The sequence below is a fragment of the Streptomyces sp. NPDC088923 genome (assembly GCF_044749745.1).
GTDB lineage: Bacteria > Actinomycetota > Actinomycetes > Streptomycetales > Streptomycetaceae > Streptomyces.
The window spans coordinates 124,471-142,390 of the sequence record NZ_JBIVIO010000001.1; the positions used below are offsets into that span (position 1 = coordinate 124,471).

Genomic DNA, 17,920 nt, shown 5'->3' on the forward strand with positions numbered 1-17,920 from the left:
GCCCCTCAGCGTTTCCTGCGGCGTCCGCCGCCCCCGAGCAGCCGCCCCGCGGATACGGGGCCGGGCACCTCAGGGCGTGGCGGCACGCCCTGAGCGTCGGACGACGACGGGTGCGGAACACGGTCCGCCGAGACCACGAGGGTCGCGAGCGCCGTCGTGACCGGCACCGAGGCGACGAGACCGATCGAGCCGACGAGCGTCCGCACGATCTCCTCACCGACGAGTTCGCTCGTCGCGACCGCGCCCACGTCGCTGCGCGCGAGCGAGAAGAGCAGCAGGAGCGGCAGCGCCGCCCCCGCGTAGGCGAGGACCAGCGTGTTGACCACCGAGGCGATGTGGTCGCGGCCGATCCTGAGCCCCGCGCGGTACAGCGCGCGCCGCGTCATGCCGGGATCGGCCTGGTGCAGCTCCCAGACGGCCGAGGTCTGCGTGACCGTCACGTCGTCGAGCACACCGAGCGAGCCGATGAGCACCCCCGCGAGGAGCAGCCCGCTCATGTCGATGTGCGGGTAGAGCCCGTGGATGAGGCCCGTGTTGTCGTCGGTGTTGCCGGTGAGCGCCGCCCAGCCGATGAAGAGCGAACCCAGTACCCCGATGAGCAGGAGCGAGGTGAGCGTGCCGAGCACCGCGACGGAGGTGCGCGCGCTGAGGCCGTGGCACAGGTAGAGCGCGATCAGCATGATGGCGCTCGCGCCGACCACCGCCACGACGAGCGGGTTCGACCCCTCCAGGATCGCGGGCAGGATGAAGAAGGTCAGCACCAGGAAGCTCACGGCGAGCGCCACGAGGGCCATGAGCCCCCGCAGTCTTCCCACCGCCACGACGACGAGCGCGAAGACCGCGGCGAGCAGCACCATCGGCGGGGTACGGCCCACATCCGTGACGGAGTACTGGAGTTCACGCGGCGCGTCGGGCGCGTAGGCGAGGACGACCTTTTGACCCGCGTGGAGCCGTCGCGAGGCGTCGGGGCGGACCAGCTCGGGGTAGCGGTGCCCCTTGTCCTTCCCCTCGGTGACCTCGACCGTCGCCTGCTCGCAGACGCCCGCCGCGTGCTCCCCCGACGCCGCGCCAGGTCCCGCGCCACCAGCCCCGCTCGACGGCGTCGACGCGCCCGCACCGCCGGATGCCGTCGTGCCCGTACCACCGGACGAGGGGTCCTGCGCCCCGCCCCCTCCGCTCCCCTGCCCCGAGCCCCCGCCCCCGGCCACGTCGTCGCAGCCGACGTGCTCGATAGCGGTGACCACGCCGCTGACGGTCTGCCGGTCGAAGCCGACACCCGTCCGCTGGTGCGCCCCCGGAGCCCCGGGCCACAGCAGGACCAGTCCGGCGACGACTGCTGCGGCGAAGGGGACCAGGACAGCCGCGATGACCACCCGCAGCCGTCGCGAACCGGGAGTCGCCGGACCGTGGCTGTGGCCGTGCTCGTGACCTGGGGGGCGGCTCTCGGGGGACGAGGGGGGCGAGGGGGACGGTGGGGGCGCCTGAGGCGTGGGAGGTGGCGTCGTCACTGGCCGATCATCGCAAGAACCGAGGGGGCCCTCTGGCCAGCACGCCAGGACGGGCGCTAGCGTGGGACGCGATTTGTCCCCGCGGGAGCTCGGAGCACCGGGCTGAGAGGGCGCTGATCTCCTCGTACGACCGCACACGCGGCCGGAGGACGAAACGCTGCGCCGACCGCTGAACCTGTTACCGGGTAATGCCGGCGTAGGGAGTAGGTCTCATGACCACATCGGACGCGCACATTCCTGCCTCCGCACAGGAGCACGACACCACCGCACCCGCTCGCGCCCTCGGTGCGCACAAGGCGTACATCGAGGGCGAACGGGCGGGGCTGCGGGTGCCCGTGCGGAGGGTGCACCTGAGCGACGGCCGCGCGCTGACGCTGTACGACACCTCGGGCCCGTACACCGATCCGTCCGTCACCACGGACGTACGGCGCGGGCTCGACACGCCGCGCGCGCCGTGGATCGCGGCGCGCGGCGACACCGAGACGTATCCCGGTCGCGGGGTACGGCCGGAGGACGACGGCCCGCAGCACACCGTTCCGCGTGGCGGGGCGCGCCGGCTCGACGCGGTCTTCCCCGGGCGCTCGCGCCGTCCGCGTCGCGCCCGCTCGGCGACGCCGGTGACGCAGCTCGCGTACGCCCGGCGGGGCGAGATCACGCCGGAGATGGAGTACGCGGCGTTGCGCGAGGGCGTCGCCCCCGAGGTCGTACGCGAGGAACTGGCCGCCGGGCGGGCCGTACTTCCCGCGAACATCAATCACCCCGAGAGCGAGCCGATGGTCATCGGCAAGCGGTTCCTCGTGAAGATCAACGCGAACATCGGCAACTCGGCGGTCACCTCCTCGATCGAGGAGGAGGTGGAGAAGATGACGTGGGCGACGCGCTGGGGCGCCGACACCGTCATGGACCTTTCGACGGGCCGCGACATCCACACCACCCGGGAGTGGATTCTGCGCAACTCCCCTGTCCCCATTGGCACCGTGCCGCTCTACCAGGCGCTGGAGAAGACCGGGGGGAAGGCGGAGGAGCTGAGCTGGGAGCTGTACCGCGACACGATCGTGGAACAGGCCGAGCAGGGCGTCGACTACATGACCGTGCACGCGGGGGTGCGGCTCGCGTACGTACCGCTCACCGCGCGCCGGACCACCGGAATCGTCTCGCGCGGCGGTTCCATCATGGCGGCGTGGTGCCTCGCGCACCACCAGGAGTCCTTCCTGTACGAGCACTTCGAGGAGCTGTGCGAGATCCTCGCGGCGTACGACGTGACGTTCTCGCTCGGGGACGGCTTGCGGCCCGGCTCCGTCGCGGACGCCAACGACGAGGCGCAGTTCGCCGAGCTGCGCACGCTCGGCGAACTCACGGCGGTGGCCCGCGGGCACGGCGTGCAGACGATGGTCGAGGGCCCCGGGCATGTACCGATGCACAAGATCAAGGAGAACGTGGAGCTTCAGCAGGAACTGTGCGACGGAGCGCCGTTCTACACGCTCGGGCCGCTCACGACGGACGTCGCGCCGGGCTACGACCACATCACCTCCGGCATCGGCGCCGCGATGATCGCGTGGTGGGGCACCGCGATGCTCTGCTACGTGACGCCCAAGGAACACCTCGGGCTTCCCGACAGGGACGACGTGAAGACCGGGGTCATCACGTACAAGATCGCCGCTCACGCCGCCGATCTGGCCAAGGGCCACCCGGGGGCGCGGGAATGGGACGACGCGCTCTCGCAGGCGCGCTTCGACTTCCGGTGGGAGGACCAGTTCAACCTGTCGCTCGATCCGGAGACGGCGCGGTCCTTCCACGACGAGACCTTGCCCGCCGAACCGGCGAAGACCGCGCACTTCTGCTCCATGTGCGGGCCCAAGTTCTGCTCGATGCGGATCAGCAGGGACATCAGCGAGCGCTTCGGCGCGGAGGACGGTACGGAGCTGAGCAAGGAGGAGATCGCGGCCGGGATGATGGAGAAGTCGCGGGAGTTCGCCGCTACGGGGAACCGCGTGTATCTGCCGCTGGCGGAGTGAGGCTGCCGTCGGCCGCGTGAGCGGAGGGCTCCGGGCGGGTGGCTCCGGGCTCCTTCCGGAAGGGCCCGGACCGGTTCTGGGCACACTTCGCCGCGCGGTCGCGGGTTTCCTCCGGTGGTGAGCGGCAACCCGCAGGCCATGACTGGAGAGAACCCGCAGACCAAGCACTCCCGCGACGCCGTGGCCGCTTCGGCCTCCGCGCCCGGGACCGAAGATGCCCCGGTGGCGGCGACGGCGTCGGAGAAGGCCGATGCGGCGCTCTCCGCGGCCGGGGCGAAGACGGAACAGGCCGCCGAGACGGCGCGGGAACGTGCGCGCGCCGCCGGAGCGGCGGGCAAGCGTGTGGAAGCGAAGGCGAGGACGGGTGTGGACGCCGGGCGGCGCAAGGTCTCCGAGGTCTCGGAGAAGGCCGTCGCCTCGGCGGGCACGGCTTGGGGCACGGTCCGCGAGCACAAGGTGGCCGTGACAACCGCGGGCGCCGGGCTGCTGACGGTGGCCACGGCCTCGTTCCTCGCGGGACGGAAGTCCGGGGTACGGGCGGTGGGGCCGCTCACGCGGCTGACCGGCGGGAAGCTGTAGCGCGGGGGATTCCCCTCGGGGCCCGATGTTTCACGTGAAACATCCACTTCGGTGTTTCACGTGAAACATCGGGCTTTCCTGCGTGCGGGTGCGGGTGCGGGTGCGGGTGCGGGTGCGGGTGCGGGCGGGGGATGCCCGTGCGTGGGTGACGGCTTGCGATGTTTCACGTGAAACATCGCTTAATCCGGGCGGTGTTCCGGACCGCCGAAGTCGGGGCTGCTGAAATCGGGGCTGGAGTAGCGAGGACGGGAGGCCGCCTCGCCGTCCGCCTCGGGGCTGCTGAAGCCGGGGCGGTGGTAACCGAGGCGCGGCATCCGGGAAGGGCCGCTACGGCTGTGCACGGGACCGTCCTGCACGGGGTCCTCCCCGCCCGGGCGGTCGTCCCCGCCGTACTCCTGGACGTCCGCGTGCTCTTGGAAGAAGGGCAGGAATCCCTTCTCCAGAAGGGCGCGTCGCCAGTCGGCGCGGGCCCGGTCCACTGCCTCGGTCTCGGGATCGGGTTCGGCGGTGCGCGGACGGCGCGGGTCGGCGGGGAGTGCCGTGGCGCCGTTGCGCAGGGCGGCGAGAAGCAGGGCGACCCCGGCGATGAGGATGGCGGCGGCGGCGAGGACGGCGAAGATCCAGCCGGCGGTGAGCAGGGCGTCGCCGATGACGTGCTCGCTGTCCACGAGCCGCAGCAGGTAGCCGATGAGCAGCAGGACGACGGCGGCGACCCCGGCGAGCACGGGGGTGAGCGCGGCGACCACGGCGACAGCCCCGGCACCCGAGGCCTCGGTCACCTCGCCGAGCGCCGCGGCGAGCCCTCCGGCCTCTTGCGCCCGCACCGGCACCTCGGCTTGGCCGGTATCCCCGGCCGTGCGTATCCGCAGGTCCTCGCGCACTCTGACGTAGTGCCGGTACTCGGGCGCGGCGGTGGCCGCGATAAGACCTGCCGAGCCGAGCGCCAGGGCCTTCAGCCGCGTGGCGGGGAGCTGCCGGTCGGGGTCCGGCGCGGCCGGCCGCGGTACGGCCTGGCGCAGGGCCTCGTCGAGAACTCGCTCGAACTCGGGGTGGTCCTCGGGCAGCAAGTGCGGAGCGCTGTTCATGTGCATCCCCCGATGCTCCGTAGGGCCAAGGCGCCCGCTGGGTGCGGGCAGAGGGCGGAAGCGGAGGAGAGCCTGCTACGGATAAGGCGATGGTAGGCCGGGGACGGCGCAGGGTAACAGGGTGTTTCCGGAAATTGACCAGTCGTACAGGGGGACGCGGCGGCACGTGCGCCCCCCGCACGCCGGGTGGCGCGCCTGTCCGGGCAGGCAGGGAGGGGCGTACGGGCGGTGGGCGTGCCTGTGCGCGGGGCGGCGGGGGATCGTCGGTGCGCCGGAGCGGGGACGGAGTGCGGGCGGGTGGGGTTGGTACGAGGGCGTGCGGGACGGGCCGCACGGCGGCGGTACGGGGTGGCGGCAGCCGTACGGTGCGGGCGGGGCGAGTCCGTACGGTGCGGGCTGCGGGGGCCCGACGGTGCGGCGCCAGGGAGCAGCGGGGGTACCCGGCGGGGCCGGGCCGGGCCTGGTGTCAGGCCGGGAAGGGCACCTGACGTACCAGCAGCGTCCCTGCCATGGTCACACCGCCGTCCATCGCGACGGCCAGCCGGTCCGCGTAGATGTGCGCGTCCTCGATCACCGGGCGCGGGGTCTCCTCGCCGTCCTCGGTGCCGACGTCGCCGAGGAGGTACGGGATGGGGCTGTGGCCGTGGACGATGCGGGAGCCGCCGAAGGTGTCGAGCAGCTCACGTACCGCCTCGGGCCCTGTCCGCTCGTCACGGAAGGCGAAGCGCTTGGTGAACTTGCGGAAGAGATCCCAGCACTCGTCCGGATCGTTGCGCGTGAGGACGTCGTGGATCGTGTCGTTGACGGCCTCGATCGTGGAGCCGTAGTCGAGATAGGCGGTGGTGTCGGAGTGCACGAGCAGGTGCTCGTCCTCCTCCACGATCGCGTCGAGCCGGGACATCCACTGGAGGTGGACGTCCTGGAGGCGGTCCATGTCCGTCTTCTGACCGCCGTTGAGGAGCCAGGCCGCCTGGAAGGTGGCGGTGCCCGCTCCGGAGCTGACCGGGGTGTCGCCGAAGCGGCGGGCGCCGAGGAGGAGCAGCTCGTGGTTGCCCATGAGGGCCTTGCAGTAGCCGCCGGCCGCGGCGGCCTCGGCCGAGAGGCGCATGACGAGGTCGATGACCCCGATGCCGTCGGGTCCCCGGTCGGTGAAGTCGCCGAGGAACCAGAGCCGGGCATTGCCCGCCGCCCAGCGGGCTTCCTCGTCGAGGAGGCCCTGCTCCTGGAGGGCGGCGACGAGCTCGTCGAGGTATCCGTGTACGTCGCCGACGACGTAGAGCGGCCCGGGGCCGTTCGTGTGCGGCTGCGAGGCGGGTTCCGGCTGCGAGCCGATGACGGGCAGATCGCGTTCGGTGGGGGTGTAGTCCTCGTCCACGGGGGCCTCGGGACCGGCGGGTGGCACGGTCTCGGGCGGCGAGGACGCCTCGGGGGCCTGGCGTTCCGCGTACGCCTGTGCCGCGTCCGCGTACTTGTCGCCCTCGCCCGGATAGGGCTCCGCCCCGTCCGCGAAGGCCTCGGGCTGGGGCATGTAGGCGGGGACGCGGAAGTCGCGCACCGTCGGTGTCCGTTCCGCGGGTCCCTGACCGGCCCCCTGAGTCATTGACCCCTCCACCACGATCGCGCCGCTCCCCACCGCCCGGACTGCTCGGTCGCAGCGGCCCTCGGTGTCGTGCGCCCATCATAGGAATGCGGTGCGGGGTGTGGGACGCATCAGGGTGGTGAATCCCGCCGCACTCCGCTTCCGTCCGGCGTTTTGCGCCGAAATGGCGGGGCGCGGCGCCGGTTCCGGCCCCGGGAAGGCCGTGACGAGGCGCGGAACCGGTCCCCCGTAGGGAGTACCCGTGAGGGAGGAACCGGCGGGGACGAAGGAGCCCCGGTAGCACCATCGAGCCCCTGAGGCTCCGGCCCGGGACCTCTCGTGCCCCCGGAGCACTGCTTCCGGATGCCTCGCCGCCTCGGGGAGCGGAGTCCGTTCGGGGTGTCGGCAAGGGGCCATGAAGGCTGTGCCGGCGGTGGGGATGCCGGGCCGCTCGGGAGCCCGCACCAGCGGTGCGTGTGGCGAGGCCGTGACTGCCGGCGTGCCGGCTCCGGTGCCACGGCGCCCAACGAGGCCCCCCACTCCCGAGGTCGTGCCTCGAAGCCGTGGCCCTGTTGTCGCCTTCCGGGCGGAATGCTGACGTCCGGAGCCTCCCGAGGCTCCCGAGGCTCCTGACGCCCCGGGCCCCGACGTTCCCGAGGCCCCCGTGGCCCAAGAGGACCACCGAGACCCCGAGCCAACCCCGAGCCGCCCAGCAACCCGTACACCGATCCCCCCGGAGCAGACGCGGAGCCAACCCTGAGTCGGCGCCGAGCCCCGAGCCGCTCCGCAACCCGCGCCCCGAGCCGCCCCGGAGCAGACGCGGAGCCAACCCCGAGCCACTCCTCGCCCCCACCCGGCGCCCTCGCCGCCATCCCCCCCGCTACCCCGCCCCCTCCCCCGACCCCCGCGGCGGACTCACCGTCGTGCGTGGGGGACGGCGTTGGGAGGAGGTGCGGATGATCAGCTCCGTGGGGATGACGCGTTCGAGCTGGTGCGGTGCGCCGATTCCCTCGATCGCGTCGATGAGGAGCTGGACGACGGCCGTGCCGATGCGACGCGGCTTGAGCGAGAGCGTCGTGATGGGCGGCTCCGTCGAGGCGTAGACCGTCGACTCGCTGCAACACACGAGGAGGAGGTCCTCGGGGACGCGGAGCCCGTACCTGCGCGCCGCCGCGAGCAGATCCGTTCCGTTGGGGTCGAAGAGACCGTAGACGGCGTCGGGGCGGTCGGGGCGGGCGAGGAGCCGGTCGGCGGCGACCGCGCCCGCGCAGGGATCGTGCGCCGGGTACGACTCCAGGACGGGGTCCTGGCCCACTCGGCGGCACCATTCGAGGTAGGCGGTCGTGGAGAGCCGGGTGTACGTGTCGGTCGTGGTCCCGGTGAGGAGGCCGATCCGGCGCGCCCCCGAGTCCGCGAGATGGTCGAGTATGCCGAGGACCGCCGCCTCGTGGTCGTTGTCGACCCACGCCGTCACCGGGAGGGTGCCGTCCGGGCGCCCGTCCGAGACCACCGGCAGCCCCTGCCGCACGAGTTCCGCGACGACGGGATCGTGGTCGGCCGGGTCGACGACGACGGTGCCGTCGAGCGCGACGTTGGACCACACGTCCACCGGGCTGAGGCGTGAGGTGGCCGGGAGGATGACGAGGGCGTAGCCCCGGTCGAGTGCTGCGGAGGTCGCCGCTCTCGCCATCTCGGCGAAGTAGGCGAATTCCGTGAAGGTGAAAGGTTCATCCCCGTACGTGGTCACGGTCAGGCCGATGAGGCCCGATTTGCCCGTACGGAGTGTGCGCGCCGCCGCCGAGGGGCGATAGCCGAGTTGCTCGGCCACCTCCCGCACATGGTGGCGGGTGATGTCGGGGAGACGGCCCTTGCCGTTGAGGGCATCGGAGACGGTCGTGATCGAAACCCCCGCCGCCGCTGCCACATCTCTGATTCCCGGCCGTCCGGACCGTTTGCCCCTGCGGGGAGTTTCCGCTCGGCTCACCTGCTGCTTCCCTGCTGCTGTCATGGGTTGCCGATAGTAGGGGTCTGCCCGGTGGGCACGGCGGGCGCATATGCAGACCTGTGATGTCACGTTTCTGCAAGGTGACGAACCATCAAAAGCCTTGTATTGCAAGGTACTTCTGCGGAAGCGGAAGGGATACCCGGCGGTTGGCGGCTTGTCTGCCGTCTCTCTGTGAAGGCCGCCCCGGGGCTGCGGCTCACCTGTACGGGCGACGCGCGCCACGGCGCCAGCCAGCGGCGCACGCAGATGAGCGCGCGCCCCTCGGTGATCGCCACGGGAGAGCTCGGCGGGCGGCTCTGTTCCCCTCTCCCCCGAAAGGCGCTCGGCGGCACCTCTTCCGGGAGGCGAGGCAGGGGCGTTCGCGTCAAGGTAGGGGCGCGTGGGTCATTTCATGCGCCGGGTATCTACCGGCCGCGCCCTCCACGGTGTCCAATATGCGGACGGGCGCGGCGAGAGCGGCCCGGCGGTGGCGGGCGACCCCCGAGCCGGCCGGGAGGCTCGTGGCCCGTTTCCCGGGGCGGCACGGGCCGCGGGAAGACCGGCACGTACAGAAGGAGGTCCCGCGGTGAGCGGTACGAACCCCAGGCTGCGAGCGGTACTGGACGACATTCCGGCCTATGTGCCGGGCAAGGCGGCGGGCGGGAACGGCCCTGCGTTCAAGCTGTCCTCCAACGAGAACCCGTACCCCCCGCTCCCCGGGGTGATGGAGAGCGCGCTCGCCGCGGCGGGATCGCTGAACCGCTACCCGGACCTCGCGGCGACGGGACTCGTACACGTATTGGCGGAACGTTTCTCCGTGCCGGTCTCGCACCTCGCCACGGGTACGGGCTCGGTCGGCGTGGCGCAGCAGCTCCTTCAGATCACCGCTCAGGCCGGTGATGAGGTCGTGTATGCCTGGCGCTCCTTCGAGGCTTACCCGATCATCACCCGGATCAGCGGGGCGAAGGCCGTCGAGGTCCCGCTCACGGGCGACGAGGAGCACGACCTCGACGCGATGGTCGCGGCGATCACCGAGCGGACCCGGCTCGTCTTCGTCTGCAACCCCAACAACCCGACGGGGACCGTGGTGCGGAAGGCCGCGCTGGAACGCTTCCTCGACCGGGTGCCCTCCGATGTGCTCGTCGTGCTGGACGAGGCGTACCGGGAGTTCATCCGCGACCCGGAGGTCCCGGACGGTGTCGAGCTGTATCGGGACCGGCCCAACGTGTGCGTATTGCGGACCTTTTCGAAGGCATACGGTCTCGCGGGGCTCCGGATCGGGTTCGCGATCGCGCACGAGCCGGTGGCGGCCGCGCTGCGCAAGACCGCCGTTCCCTTCGGCGTGAGTCAGCTCGCGCAGGACGCCGCCGTCGCCTCGCTCGCCGCCGAGACGGCGCTCCTGGAGCGCGTCGACGCCCTCGTCGTCGAACGCGCGCGGATCGCGGGGGAGTTGCGTGCCCAGGGCTGGACCGTCCCCGAGACCCAGGCCAACTTCGTCTGGCTCCGCCTCGGCGAGCGCACACTCGACTTCGCCGCCGCTTGTGAGCGCGCGGGCGTCGTGGTGCGGCCCTTTGCGGGCGAAGGCGTCCGCGTCACCGTGGCCGAGACGGAGGCGAACGACATCTTCCTGTCGGCTGCGGCGCATTACCGCAAGGAACTGAGCCTCTGACGGCCGGTTTCCCGCCTACGTGACGGAGCCGCCGGGCGCGCGGGGGAGGCCAACCCCCGGGCGCACGGCGGCTCCCGCGCGCCCACCCGATGACGCGTCCGCCCCGCGATGACGCGTCTGCCCCGCGATGACGCACCTGCTCGGTGCGCGGCGTCCGCTCGGGGTGCCGCACCTGCTCGCTGGGTGCGGCGTCCACCCGGGAGTGCCGCGTCCACCCCGGGGTGCCGCGTCCGCTCGGCGGTGCCCCGCTCGCGGGGTCGCCATGCCCGCTCGCCCCACGGCAGGCCTCGCGGTGGGGCCGCCTCGTCACGTACGTATGCGAACGCGGCCGGCTACCCCCGGCCCGTACGCGAGCAAGTCTCCCCGCCCCTTCCGGCACTCTCCTCACCTTCCCGCACCTCGGACTCCGGCCCCGCATCCCTGGCCCCCGCCCGTCCAGAGTCCTTCGCCCCCATTCCCCGACGCCGTCGGGTGAGGAGTCCTGGGCCTCCTGGGTGTCGGCCTGGGCTCCTCGGCCCCTGGCCGGGAGCGGAGGGTTCCGTACCGCTGTAGCGGACGTCACAGGCCCCCATTTCGGACGCCCGACAGGGTCGCAATGTGCCCACAAAAGCCTCGAAACGTGACAAAACCAAGCGGGCAAACCTCTCAAATACCCCTCGCGAGAGGCTCTCGCCCCAGGGACCCCCTGTTCGTATGAAACGACCGTGGGACATAATGCTTGTGAATGTGAACGCTTTCACAAGCGTGTCCCGGTCGGGCTGCTTTGCCCTGGGCGAATGCGGATCAATCGGGAGCCGTGAGGGCGGGATCAGGCTGTGCCCACGGTGTCCACCGCGTGCACAGAGATCAGCGAAGCGAGGAGGATTTCGTGGATCTCGCACTAGCGCCCGAGACGCTGGCCCGTTGGCAGTTCGGCATCACGACCGTCTACCACTTCCTTTTCATACCCCTGACCATCTCGCTCGCCGCGCTCACCGCCGGCCTGGAGACGGCCTGGGTCCGTACCGGCAAGGAGAAGTACCTCAGCGCGACGAAGTTCTGGGGGAAGCTCTTCCTGATCAACATCGCGATGGGGGTCGTCACCGGGATCGTGCAGGAGTTCCAGTTCGGTATGAACTGGTCCGATTACTCGCGGTTCGTCGGTGACGTCTTCGGGGCGCCTCTCGCGTTCGAGGCGCTCATCGCCTTCTTCTTCGAGTCGACCTTCATCGGCCTGTGGATCTTCGGCTGGGACAAGCTGCCGAAGAAGTTGCACCTCGCGACGATCTGGCTGGTCTCGATCGGCACGATCCTCTCCGCGTACTTCATCCTCGCGGCGAACTCCTGGATGCAGCACCCCGTCGGCTACCGCGTGAACAAGGGCACCGGACGAGCCGAACTCACTGACTTCTGGGCCGTGCTGACCCAGGAGATGACCCTCACCCAGATGTTCCACACGCTCGCGGCCTCCTTCCTGACCGGCGGCGCCTTCATCGTGGGCATCGCGGCGTGGCACCTGGGCCGCAAGCGGCGGGCGAAGCACGACAAGCAGCACATCGCCACGATGAAGACCTCGTTGCGGCTCGGTCTCGTCACCCTCGTCGTCGCCGGTCTGCTCACCGCGATCAGCGGGGACTCGCTCGGCAAGGTCATGTTCAAGCAGCAGCCCATGAAGATGGCGGCGGCGGAGGCGCTGTGGGAGGGCCAGGACGCCGCGCCGTTCTCGATCTTCGCCTACGGAGACGTGGACAAGGGGCACAACAGTGTCGCCTTCGAGGTCCCCGGCATCCTCTCCTTCCTCTCCGACAACGACTTCACCTCGCACGTCCCCGGCATCAACGACACCAACAAGGCCGAGCAGGAGAAGTTCGGCCCCGGCGACTACAAGCCGAACATCCCGGTCGCCTTCTGGGGCTTCCGCCTGATGATCGGCTTCGGTATGACCTCCTTCGCCCTCGGCCTCGCCGGCCTGTGGCTGACCAGGAAGAAATTCATGCTGCCGCACCACCTGCGCGTCGCGGAGGACGAGATCCCCCACCTCGTGCTCTGGCGGGACAAGGTGCTCAGCCCGCGCTTCGCGAAGCTCTTCTGGCTCGCCGCGCTCGCCACGATGTGCTTCCCGCTCCTGTCGAACTCCGCCGGATGGATCTTCACCGAAACGGGCCGTCAGCCCTGGGCCGTCTACGGGCTCTTCAAGACGGCCGACGCGGTGTCGCCCGGTGTCTCGCAGGCCGAGGTGATCATCTCGCTGAGCGCGTTCACCCTCCTGTACGGGGTGCTCGCCGTCATCGAGTCCAAGCTGATGGTCAAGTACGCGAAGGCGGGTCCGCCCGAACTCACCGAGGCCGACCTGCATCCGCCGACGCGTATCGGCGGGCGGCCCGGTCCGGCCCGTACGGGCGGGAACGACGGCGCCACGGCGGAGATTTCGCCGGAAGAAGCGTGTGACGCCGCCCGCGAGGACGCGCGTGACCACGACGATGACGACGCCGACCGGCCGATGGCCTTCTCCTACTGAGTCCGAAGGAGGGAAACGACCATGGAACTCCACGACCTCTGGTTCGTGCTGATCGCCGTCCTGTGGACCGGCTACTTCTTCCTGGAGGGCTTCGACTTCGGCGTCGGCGTCCTGACGAAGCTGCTGGCCAGGGACCGTACCGAGAGGCGCGTCCTGATCAACACCATCGGCCCGGTCTGGGACGGCAACGAGGTCTGGCTGCTCGCCGCCGGCGGCGCCACCTTCGCCGCCTTCCCCGAGTGGTACGCGACGCTCTTCTCCGGCTTCTACCTGCCGCTCCTGGTCATCCTGCTGTGCCTCATCGTGCGCGGCGTCGCCTTCGAGTACCGCCACAAGCGGGACGAGGAGCGCTGGCAGCGCAACTGGGAACACGCCATCTTCTGGTGCTCCCTGCTGCCCGCCTTCCTGTGGGGGGTCGCCTTCGCGAACATCGTGCGCGGGGTGAAGATCGACCGCGATCTGGAGTACGTCGGCAACCTCGGTGACCTCCTCAACCCCTACGCGCTGCTCGGCGGGCTCGTCACGCTGAGCCTCTTCACCTTCCACGGCACGGTGTTCACCGGGCTCAAGACCGCCGGTGACATCCGGCACCGGGCCCGCGCCCTGGCGCTGCGGCTCGGGCTGGTCACCGCTGTGCTCGCACTCGGGTTCCTCCTGTGGACCCAGGCGGACAGCGGCAACGGGAAGAGCCTCGTCGCCCTCGTGGTCGCGGTGCTCGCGCTCGTCCTCGCGCTCCTCGCCACGCTGCGCGGACGCGAGGGCTGGGCCTTCGCCCTCTCAGGGGTGACGATCGCCGTCACGATCGCGATGTTCTTCCTGACCCTCTTCCCGGCGGTCATGCCCTCCTCGCTCAACGGCGACTGGAGCCTCACCGTCTCGAACGCCTCGTCCAGCCCGTACACGCTCCGGATCATGACGTGGTGCGCGGCCATCGCGACCCCGCTCGTCATGCTCTACCAGGGCTGGACGTACTGGGTCTTCCGCAAGCGCATCGGGACGCAGCACATCGCCCGGGCGCACTGAGACCGGGCGCGCACCGGTCACACGGAGGCCGGGGCGCGCCCCTGAGCGGCACGGGGTCCGCCGGACGGCGACCCGGTGGACCCCGTGCCTCAAGACGCCGACGTCATCCTCCGGGAGCCGTCACCCCGTCGCCACCCCCGCCCCATCCGCCTCGCTCGCGGAAGGATGTTTCACGTGAAACCTGTAGATCCCCGACTCCTGCGGTACGCCCGCGCCACCCGTTTCTTCCTGGTGGCCGTCGTCGGACTCGGTGCACTCGGCGCCCTGTTGGTGGTCGCGCAGGCGATGCTCATCGCCGAGGTCGTCGTGGGCGCCTTCCAGCACGGCAAGGGCACGGGCGATCTGGCGCGCCCGCTGCTGCTGCTCGTCGCCGTCGCGGGCGGACGCGGGCTCGTCTCCTGGCTCACCGAAACGGTGGCGCACCGCGCGAGCGCGGTGGTGAAGTCCGAACTGCGGCAGCGCGTACTGAACAAGGCGGGGGCCTTGGGGCCCGGCTGGCTCGAAGGGCGCCGGACCGGTTCGCTCGTGAACCTCGCGACGCGCGGCGTCGACGCGCTCGACGACTACTTCTCCCGCTACCTCCCGCAGCTGGGCCTCGCGGTCGTCGTCCCCCTCGCCGTGCTCGCCCGGATCGTCACGGAGGACTGGGTCTCGGCGGCGATCATCGTCATCACGATCCCGCTCATCCCGGTCTTCATGATCCTCATCGGCTGGGCGACGCAGAAGCGGATGGACCGCCAGTGGCGGCTGCTCTCGCGGCTGTCCGGACACTTCCTCGATGTCGTCGAGGGGCTGCCGACGCTCAAGGTCTTCGGCCGCGCCAAGGCGCAGGCCGAGTCGATCCGCCGGATCACGGGCGAGTACCGCCGCGCCACGATGCGCACGCTGCGCATCGCCTTCCTCTCCTCCTTCGCACTCGAACTCCTCTCGACACTCTCCGTCGCGCTCGTCGCTGTGACGATCGGCATGCGGCTCGTCCATGGCGACATGGATCTGTACGTGGCACTCGTCGTGCTCGTCCTGGCGCCCGAGGCGTACCTGCCGCTGCGTCAGGTCGGCACGCAGTACCACGCGGCGGCTGAAGGCCTCGCCGCCGCGGAGGAGGTCTTCGAGGTCCTGGAGACCGAGGGGCGGACGGCAGGCGACGGGCCGGTGTTGGAGGGCGAACTACGGATCGAGGAACTCACCGTCCGCTACCCGGGCCGTGCCGCGCCCGCACTCGACCGCGTCTCGCTGCGGGTCCGTCCTGGCGAGACGGTCGCGCTGGTGGGGCCCAGCGGCGCGGGCAAGTCGACACTGCTCCAGGCCGTCCTGGGCTTCGCCCGCCCCGACGCGGGTCGCGTCACCGTGGGCGGCACGGACCTCGCGGAGATCGACCCCGCCCTGTGGCACGCGCGGATCGCCTGGGTCCCGCAGCACCCCGCGCTCTTCGCGGGCACGCTCGCCGAGAACGTCCTCCTCGCCCGCCCCGAGGCCACCGAGGCCGAGGTCGTCCGCGCACTGCGCGACGCGGGGGCATGGGAGTTCGTACGAGAGCTGCCGGACGGCATGCGGACAGTGCTCGGCGAGGACGGCGCGGGACTCTCGGCGGGACAGCGGCAGCGCCTCGCGCTCGCGCGCGCCTTCCTCGCCGACCGCCCCGTCCTCCTGCTCGACGAGCCGACCGCGGCGCTCGACGGTGCCACCGAGGCCGGCATCGTCGAGGCCGTGGGGCGCCTCGCGGTGGGCCGCACGGTCCTCCTGGTCGTCCACCGGCCCGCGCTGCTCGCGGTCGCGGACCGGGTGGTGCGGATCGAGGCGGCCAGGGGCGCGGTGGCCGCGGGCGCTGTCCCCGCTGCCGCCGGTTCTGCCGCCGCTCCTCTCACTACGGGGCCCGGGGCGCCATCCACCGAGGTCGCCCGGCCCGTCGCCGCGAAGCCCGGGACGCCTGGGGCCCTCGCCGGACCGGGGGAGCCCGGATCGCGCACGGTGCTCGCTCCTCTCGCCCGCGTGCGGGCCCTCGGCAACGCGCACCGGCGGCGGCTCGCGCTCGCGCTGCTGCTCGGCGCGCTCGCACTCGCCTCCGCCGTGGGGCTGATGGCGACGTCCGGATGGCTCATCTCGCGTGCCTCTCAGCAGCCGCCCGTGCTCTACCTCATGGTGGCCGTCACCGCGACGCGCGCCTTCGGCATCGGGCGATCCGTCTTCCGGTACGCCGAGCGGCTCGTCTCGCACGAGGCGGTGCTGCGGATGCTCGCGGACACACGTGTCGCCGTCTTCCGCGGACTCGCCCACCTCTCCCCCGCCGGGCTGCGCGACCGCAGGCGCGGCGATCTGCTCTCGCGGCTCGTCGCCGACGTGGACGCCTTCCAGGACTACTGGCTGCGCTGGCTGCTTCCCGCGGGCGCCGCGTTCCTCGTGAGCGCGGGCGCGGTCGGCTTCACCGCGTGGCTGCTCCCCGAGGCGGGCGCGGTGCTCGCCGCCGGGCTACTGCTCGCGGGCGTCGGCGTTCCGTGGCTCACGGCGCGGCGCGCGCGCGGCACCGAGCGACGGCTCGCTCCCGCGCGCGGCGTCCTCGCCACGCGCGTCACCGAACTCCTCACCGGGACCGGCGAACTGACCGTCGCGGGCGCGCTGCCCGCCCGCCTGCGGGCGGCGAGGGACGCCGACGCGGAGCTGACCGGGATCGCGGCCCGCGCGTCCGCGTTCACCGCGCTCGGCGACGGGCTCATGGCGCTCATCACCGGCCTCACCGTGGCGGGTGCCGCGGCGTGCGGTGCGAGCGCCGTGGTGGACGGGCGGCTCTCCGGGGTGGCCCTCGCCGTCGTCGTCCTCACGCCACTCGCCGCCTTCGAGGCGGTGCTGGGCCTGCCGCTGGCGGTGCGGCAACGGCAGCGTGTGCGGCGCAGCGCGGAGCGGGTGTACGAGGTCCTGGACGCGCCCGCGCCCGTACGAGAACCCGAGCGGCCCGCCGTGGCGCCCGCCTCGCCCTTCCCGCTGCGGCTCGAAGGACTTGTGGCGCGGCACCCGGGCGCGGCGCAGCCCGCGCTCGACGGCGTGGACCTGACGCTCGACGCGGGGCGGCGGATCGCCGTCGTCGGCGCTTCGGGTGCGGGCAAGACGACGCTCGCGCACGTCCTGCTCCGCTTCCTCGACGCGGAGAGCGGCACGTACCGCGTCGGGGACGTGCCTGCCACGGCGCTCGACGGGGACGCGGTGCGCGAGATCGTGGGCCTCTGCGCCCAGGACGCGCACGTCTTCGACAGTTCCGTACGCGAGAACCTTCTCCTCGCGCGCAAGGACGCCACCGAGGACGAGTTGCGGACTGCGCTCTCGCGCGCGCGGCTCCTGGACTGGGCGGACACGCTGCCCCACGGGCTCGGCACGTTCGTCGGCGAGCACGGGGCGCGGCTCTCGGGCGGTCAGCGCCAGCGTCTCGCACTCGCGCGCGCCCTCCTCGCCGACTTCCCCGTCCTCGTGCTCGACGAGCCGGCCGAACACCTCGACCTGGAGACCGCGGATGCGCTCACCCGCGACCTGCTCGCCGCGACCGAGGGCCGTACGACGCTCCTCATCACCCACCGCCTGGCGGGCCTCGCGGGCGCGGTGGACGAGGTCGTCGTCCTCGACGAAGGCCGCGTCGTGCAGCGCGGCGACATGAACGCGCTGCTCCGCGCCCCGGGCCCGCTCCACCGCATGTGGCGCCAGGAGCAGGCGACGGACGCACTGCGCGGTGCGGCGGGGGAGACGCCGACCGGGTCGGCGCCCGCCGCCGACGACGAGTTGGCGACACGGGACGCGGTGATTGCCGCGCGCTGACGGGCCAGGGTGGGTAGGGGAAAGGCCCTACGCTGAGGCACGAATGACAGCGTTTCACGTGAAACAGAGGGCGCGTCCCAAGGACAGGCGATGTTTCACGTGAAACATCGGGCGGTCGAGCGCTCGGCGCACGGGATGTTTCACGTGAAACATGCGCCGGGGTGCTTTCGGGATGTTTCACGT

At 71.8% G+C, this 17,920-nt stretch carries 10 protein-coding genes and 1 riboswitch; of the genes, 6 read left to right on the forward strand and 4 right to left on the reverse strand.

The window, feature by feature from the left end; genetic code table 11:
• Window positions 1–5: 5 nt before the first annotated feature.
• Window positions 6–1,508 (reverse strand): YibE/F family protein, encoded by a 1,503-nt coding sequence (locus ACIP4O_RS00685; protein ID WP_401569830.1) that lies wholly within the window; start codon window positions 1,506–1,508, stop codon window positions 6–8.
• Between the two features lie 71 nt (window positions 1,509–1,579).
• Window positions 1,580–1,728: riboswitch (TPP riboswitch) on the forward strand.
• On the opposite strand from ACIP4O_RS00685, the gene thiC reads away from it, so the two are divergent.
• Together thiC and ACIP4O_RS00695 are read left to right on the forward strand one after the other, a co-directional pair.
• The gene (thiC, locus tag ACIP4O_RS00690) at window positions 1,721–3,523 is read left to right on the forward strand and encodes a phosphomethylpyrimidine synthase ThiC (RefSeq protein WP_401569832.1); all 1,803 of its coding nucleotides are present in this window, start codon (window positions 1,721–1,723) and stop codon (window positions 3,521–3,523) included. It overlaps the preceding riboswitch by 8 nt.
• A 138-nt stretch (window positions 3,524–3,661) precedes the next feature.
• Complete coding sequence (locus ACIP4O_RS00695) at window positions 3,662–4,102, forward strand: hypothetical protein (protein WP_401569835.1); 441 nt, start codon at window positions 3,662–3,664, stop codon at window positions 4,100–4,102.
• A 179-nt stretch (window positions 4,103–4,281) separates the two neighbouring features.
• Here the strand turns inward: ACIP4O_RS00695 and ACIP4O_RS00700 are convergent, their stop codons facing one another.
• From ACIP4O_RS00700 to ACIP4O_RS00710, 3 genes are all read right to left on the reverse strand, one after another.
• Window positions 4,282–5,193, reverse strand: a complete 912-nt coding sequence (locus tag ACIP4O_RS00700; protein ID WP_401569838.1) for a hypothetical protein — start codon at window positions 5,191–5,193, stop codon at window positions 4,282–4,284.
• A gap of 460 nt (window positions 5,194–5,653) precedes the next feature.
• Entirely contained in the window at window positions 5,654–6,802 is a 1,149-nt protein-coding gene (locus ACIP4O_RS00705; protein ID WP_401569841.1) for a metallophosphoesterase family protein, read from the reverse strand.
• An 844-nt stretch (window positions 6,803–7,646) separates the two neighbouring features.
• Entirely contained in the window at window positions 7,647–8,774 is a 1,128-nt protein-coding gene (locus ACIP4O_RS00710; protein ID WP_401569844.1) for a LacI family DNA-binding transcriptional regulator, read from the reverse strand.
• Between the two features lie 562 nt (window positions 8,775–9,336).
• On the opposite strand from ACIP4O_RS00710, the gene hisC reads away from it, so the two are divergent.
• From hisC to cydD, 4 genes are all read left to right on the forward strand, one after another.
• The gene (gene hisC, locus ACIP4O_RS00715) at window positions 9,337–10,419 is read left to right on the forward strand and encodes a histidinol-phosphate transaminase (RefSeq protein ID WP_401569847.1); all 1,083 of its coding nucleotides are present in this window, start codon (window positions 9,337–9,339) and stop codon (window positions 10,417–10,419) included.
• Window positions 10,420–11,287: 868 nt separating this feature from the next.
• On the forward strand, window positions 11,288–12,916 hold the full coding sequence (locus ACIP4O_RS00720) for a cytochrome ubiquinol oxidase subunit I (protein WP_401569848.1): 1,629 nt from the start codon (window positions 11,288–11,290) through the stop codon (window positions 12,914–12,916).
• Window positions 12,917–12,937: 21 nt separating this feature from the next.
• Window positions 12,938–13,939: a cytochrome d ubiquinol oxidase subunit II gene (gene cydB, locus ACIP4O_RS00725; RefSeq protein ID WP_361326147.1), complete on the forward strand. Its 1,002-nt coding sequence runs from the start codon at window positions 12,938–12,940 to the stop codon at window positions 13,937–13,939.
• A 174-nt stretch (window positions 13,940–14,113) separates the two neighbouring features.
• Window positions 14,114–17,737 (forward strand): thiol reductant ABC exporter subunit CydD, encoded by a 3,624-nt coding sequence (cydD, locus tag ACIP4O_RS00730; RefSeq protein WP_401569850.1) that lies wholly within the window; start codon window positions 14,114–14,116, stop codon window positions 17,735–17,737.
• The last annotated feature ends 183 nt before the right edge of the window (window positions 17,738–17,920 follow it).

Excerpts from the sequence above, each read along its gene's own strand:
- thiC (WP_401569832.1), top strand. The coding sequence starts at position 1,721 with ATGACCACATCGGACGCGCACATTCCTGCCTCCGCACAGGAGCACGAC.
- ACIP4O_RS00695 (WP_401569835.1), top strand. The coding sequence starts at position 3,662 with ATGACTGGAGAGAACCCGCAGACCAAGCACTCCCGCGACGCCGTGGCC.
- ACIP4O_RS00710 (WP_401569844.1), bottom strand. The coding sequence starts at position 8,774 with ATGACAGCAGCAGGGAAGCAGCAGGTGAGCCGAGCGGAAACTCCCCGC.
- cydB (WP_361326147.1), top strand. The coding sequence starts at position 12,938 with ATGGAACTCCACGACCTCTGGTTCGTGCTGATCGCCGTCCTGTGGACC.
- ACIP4O_RS00700 (WP_401569838.1), bottom strand. The coding sequence starts at position 5,193 with ATGCACATGAACAGCGCTCCGCACTTGCTGCCCGAGGACCACCCCGAG.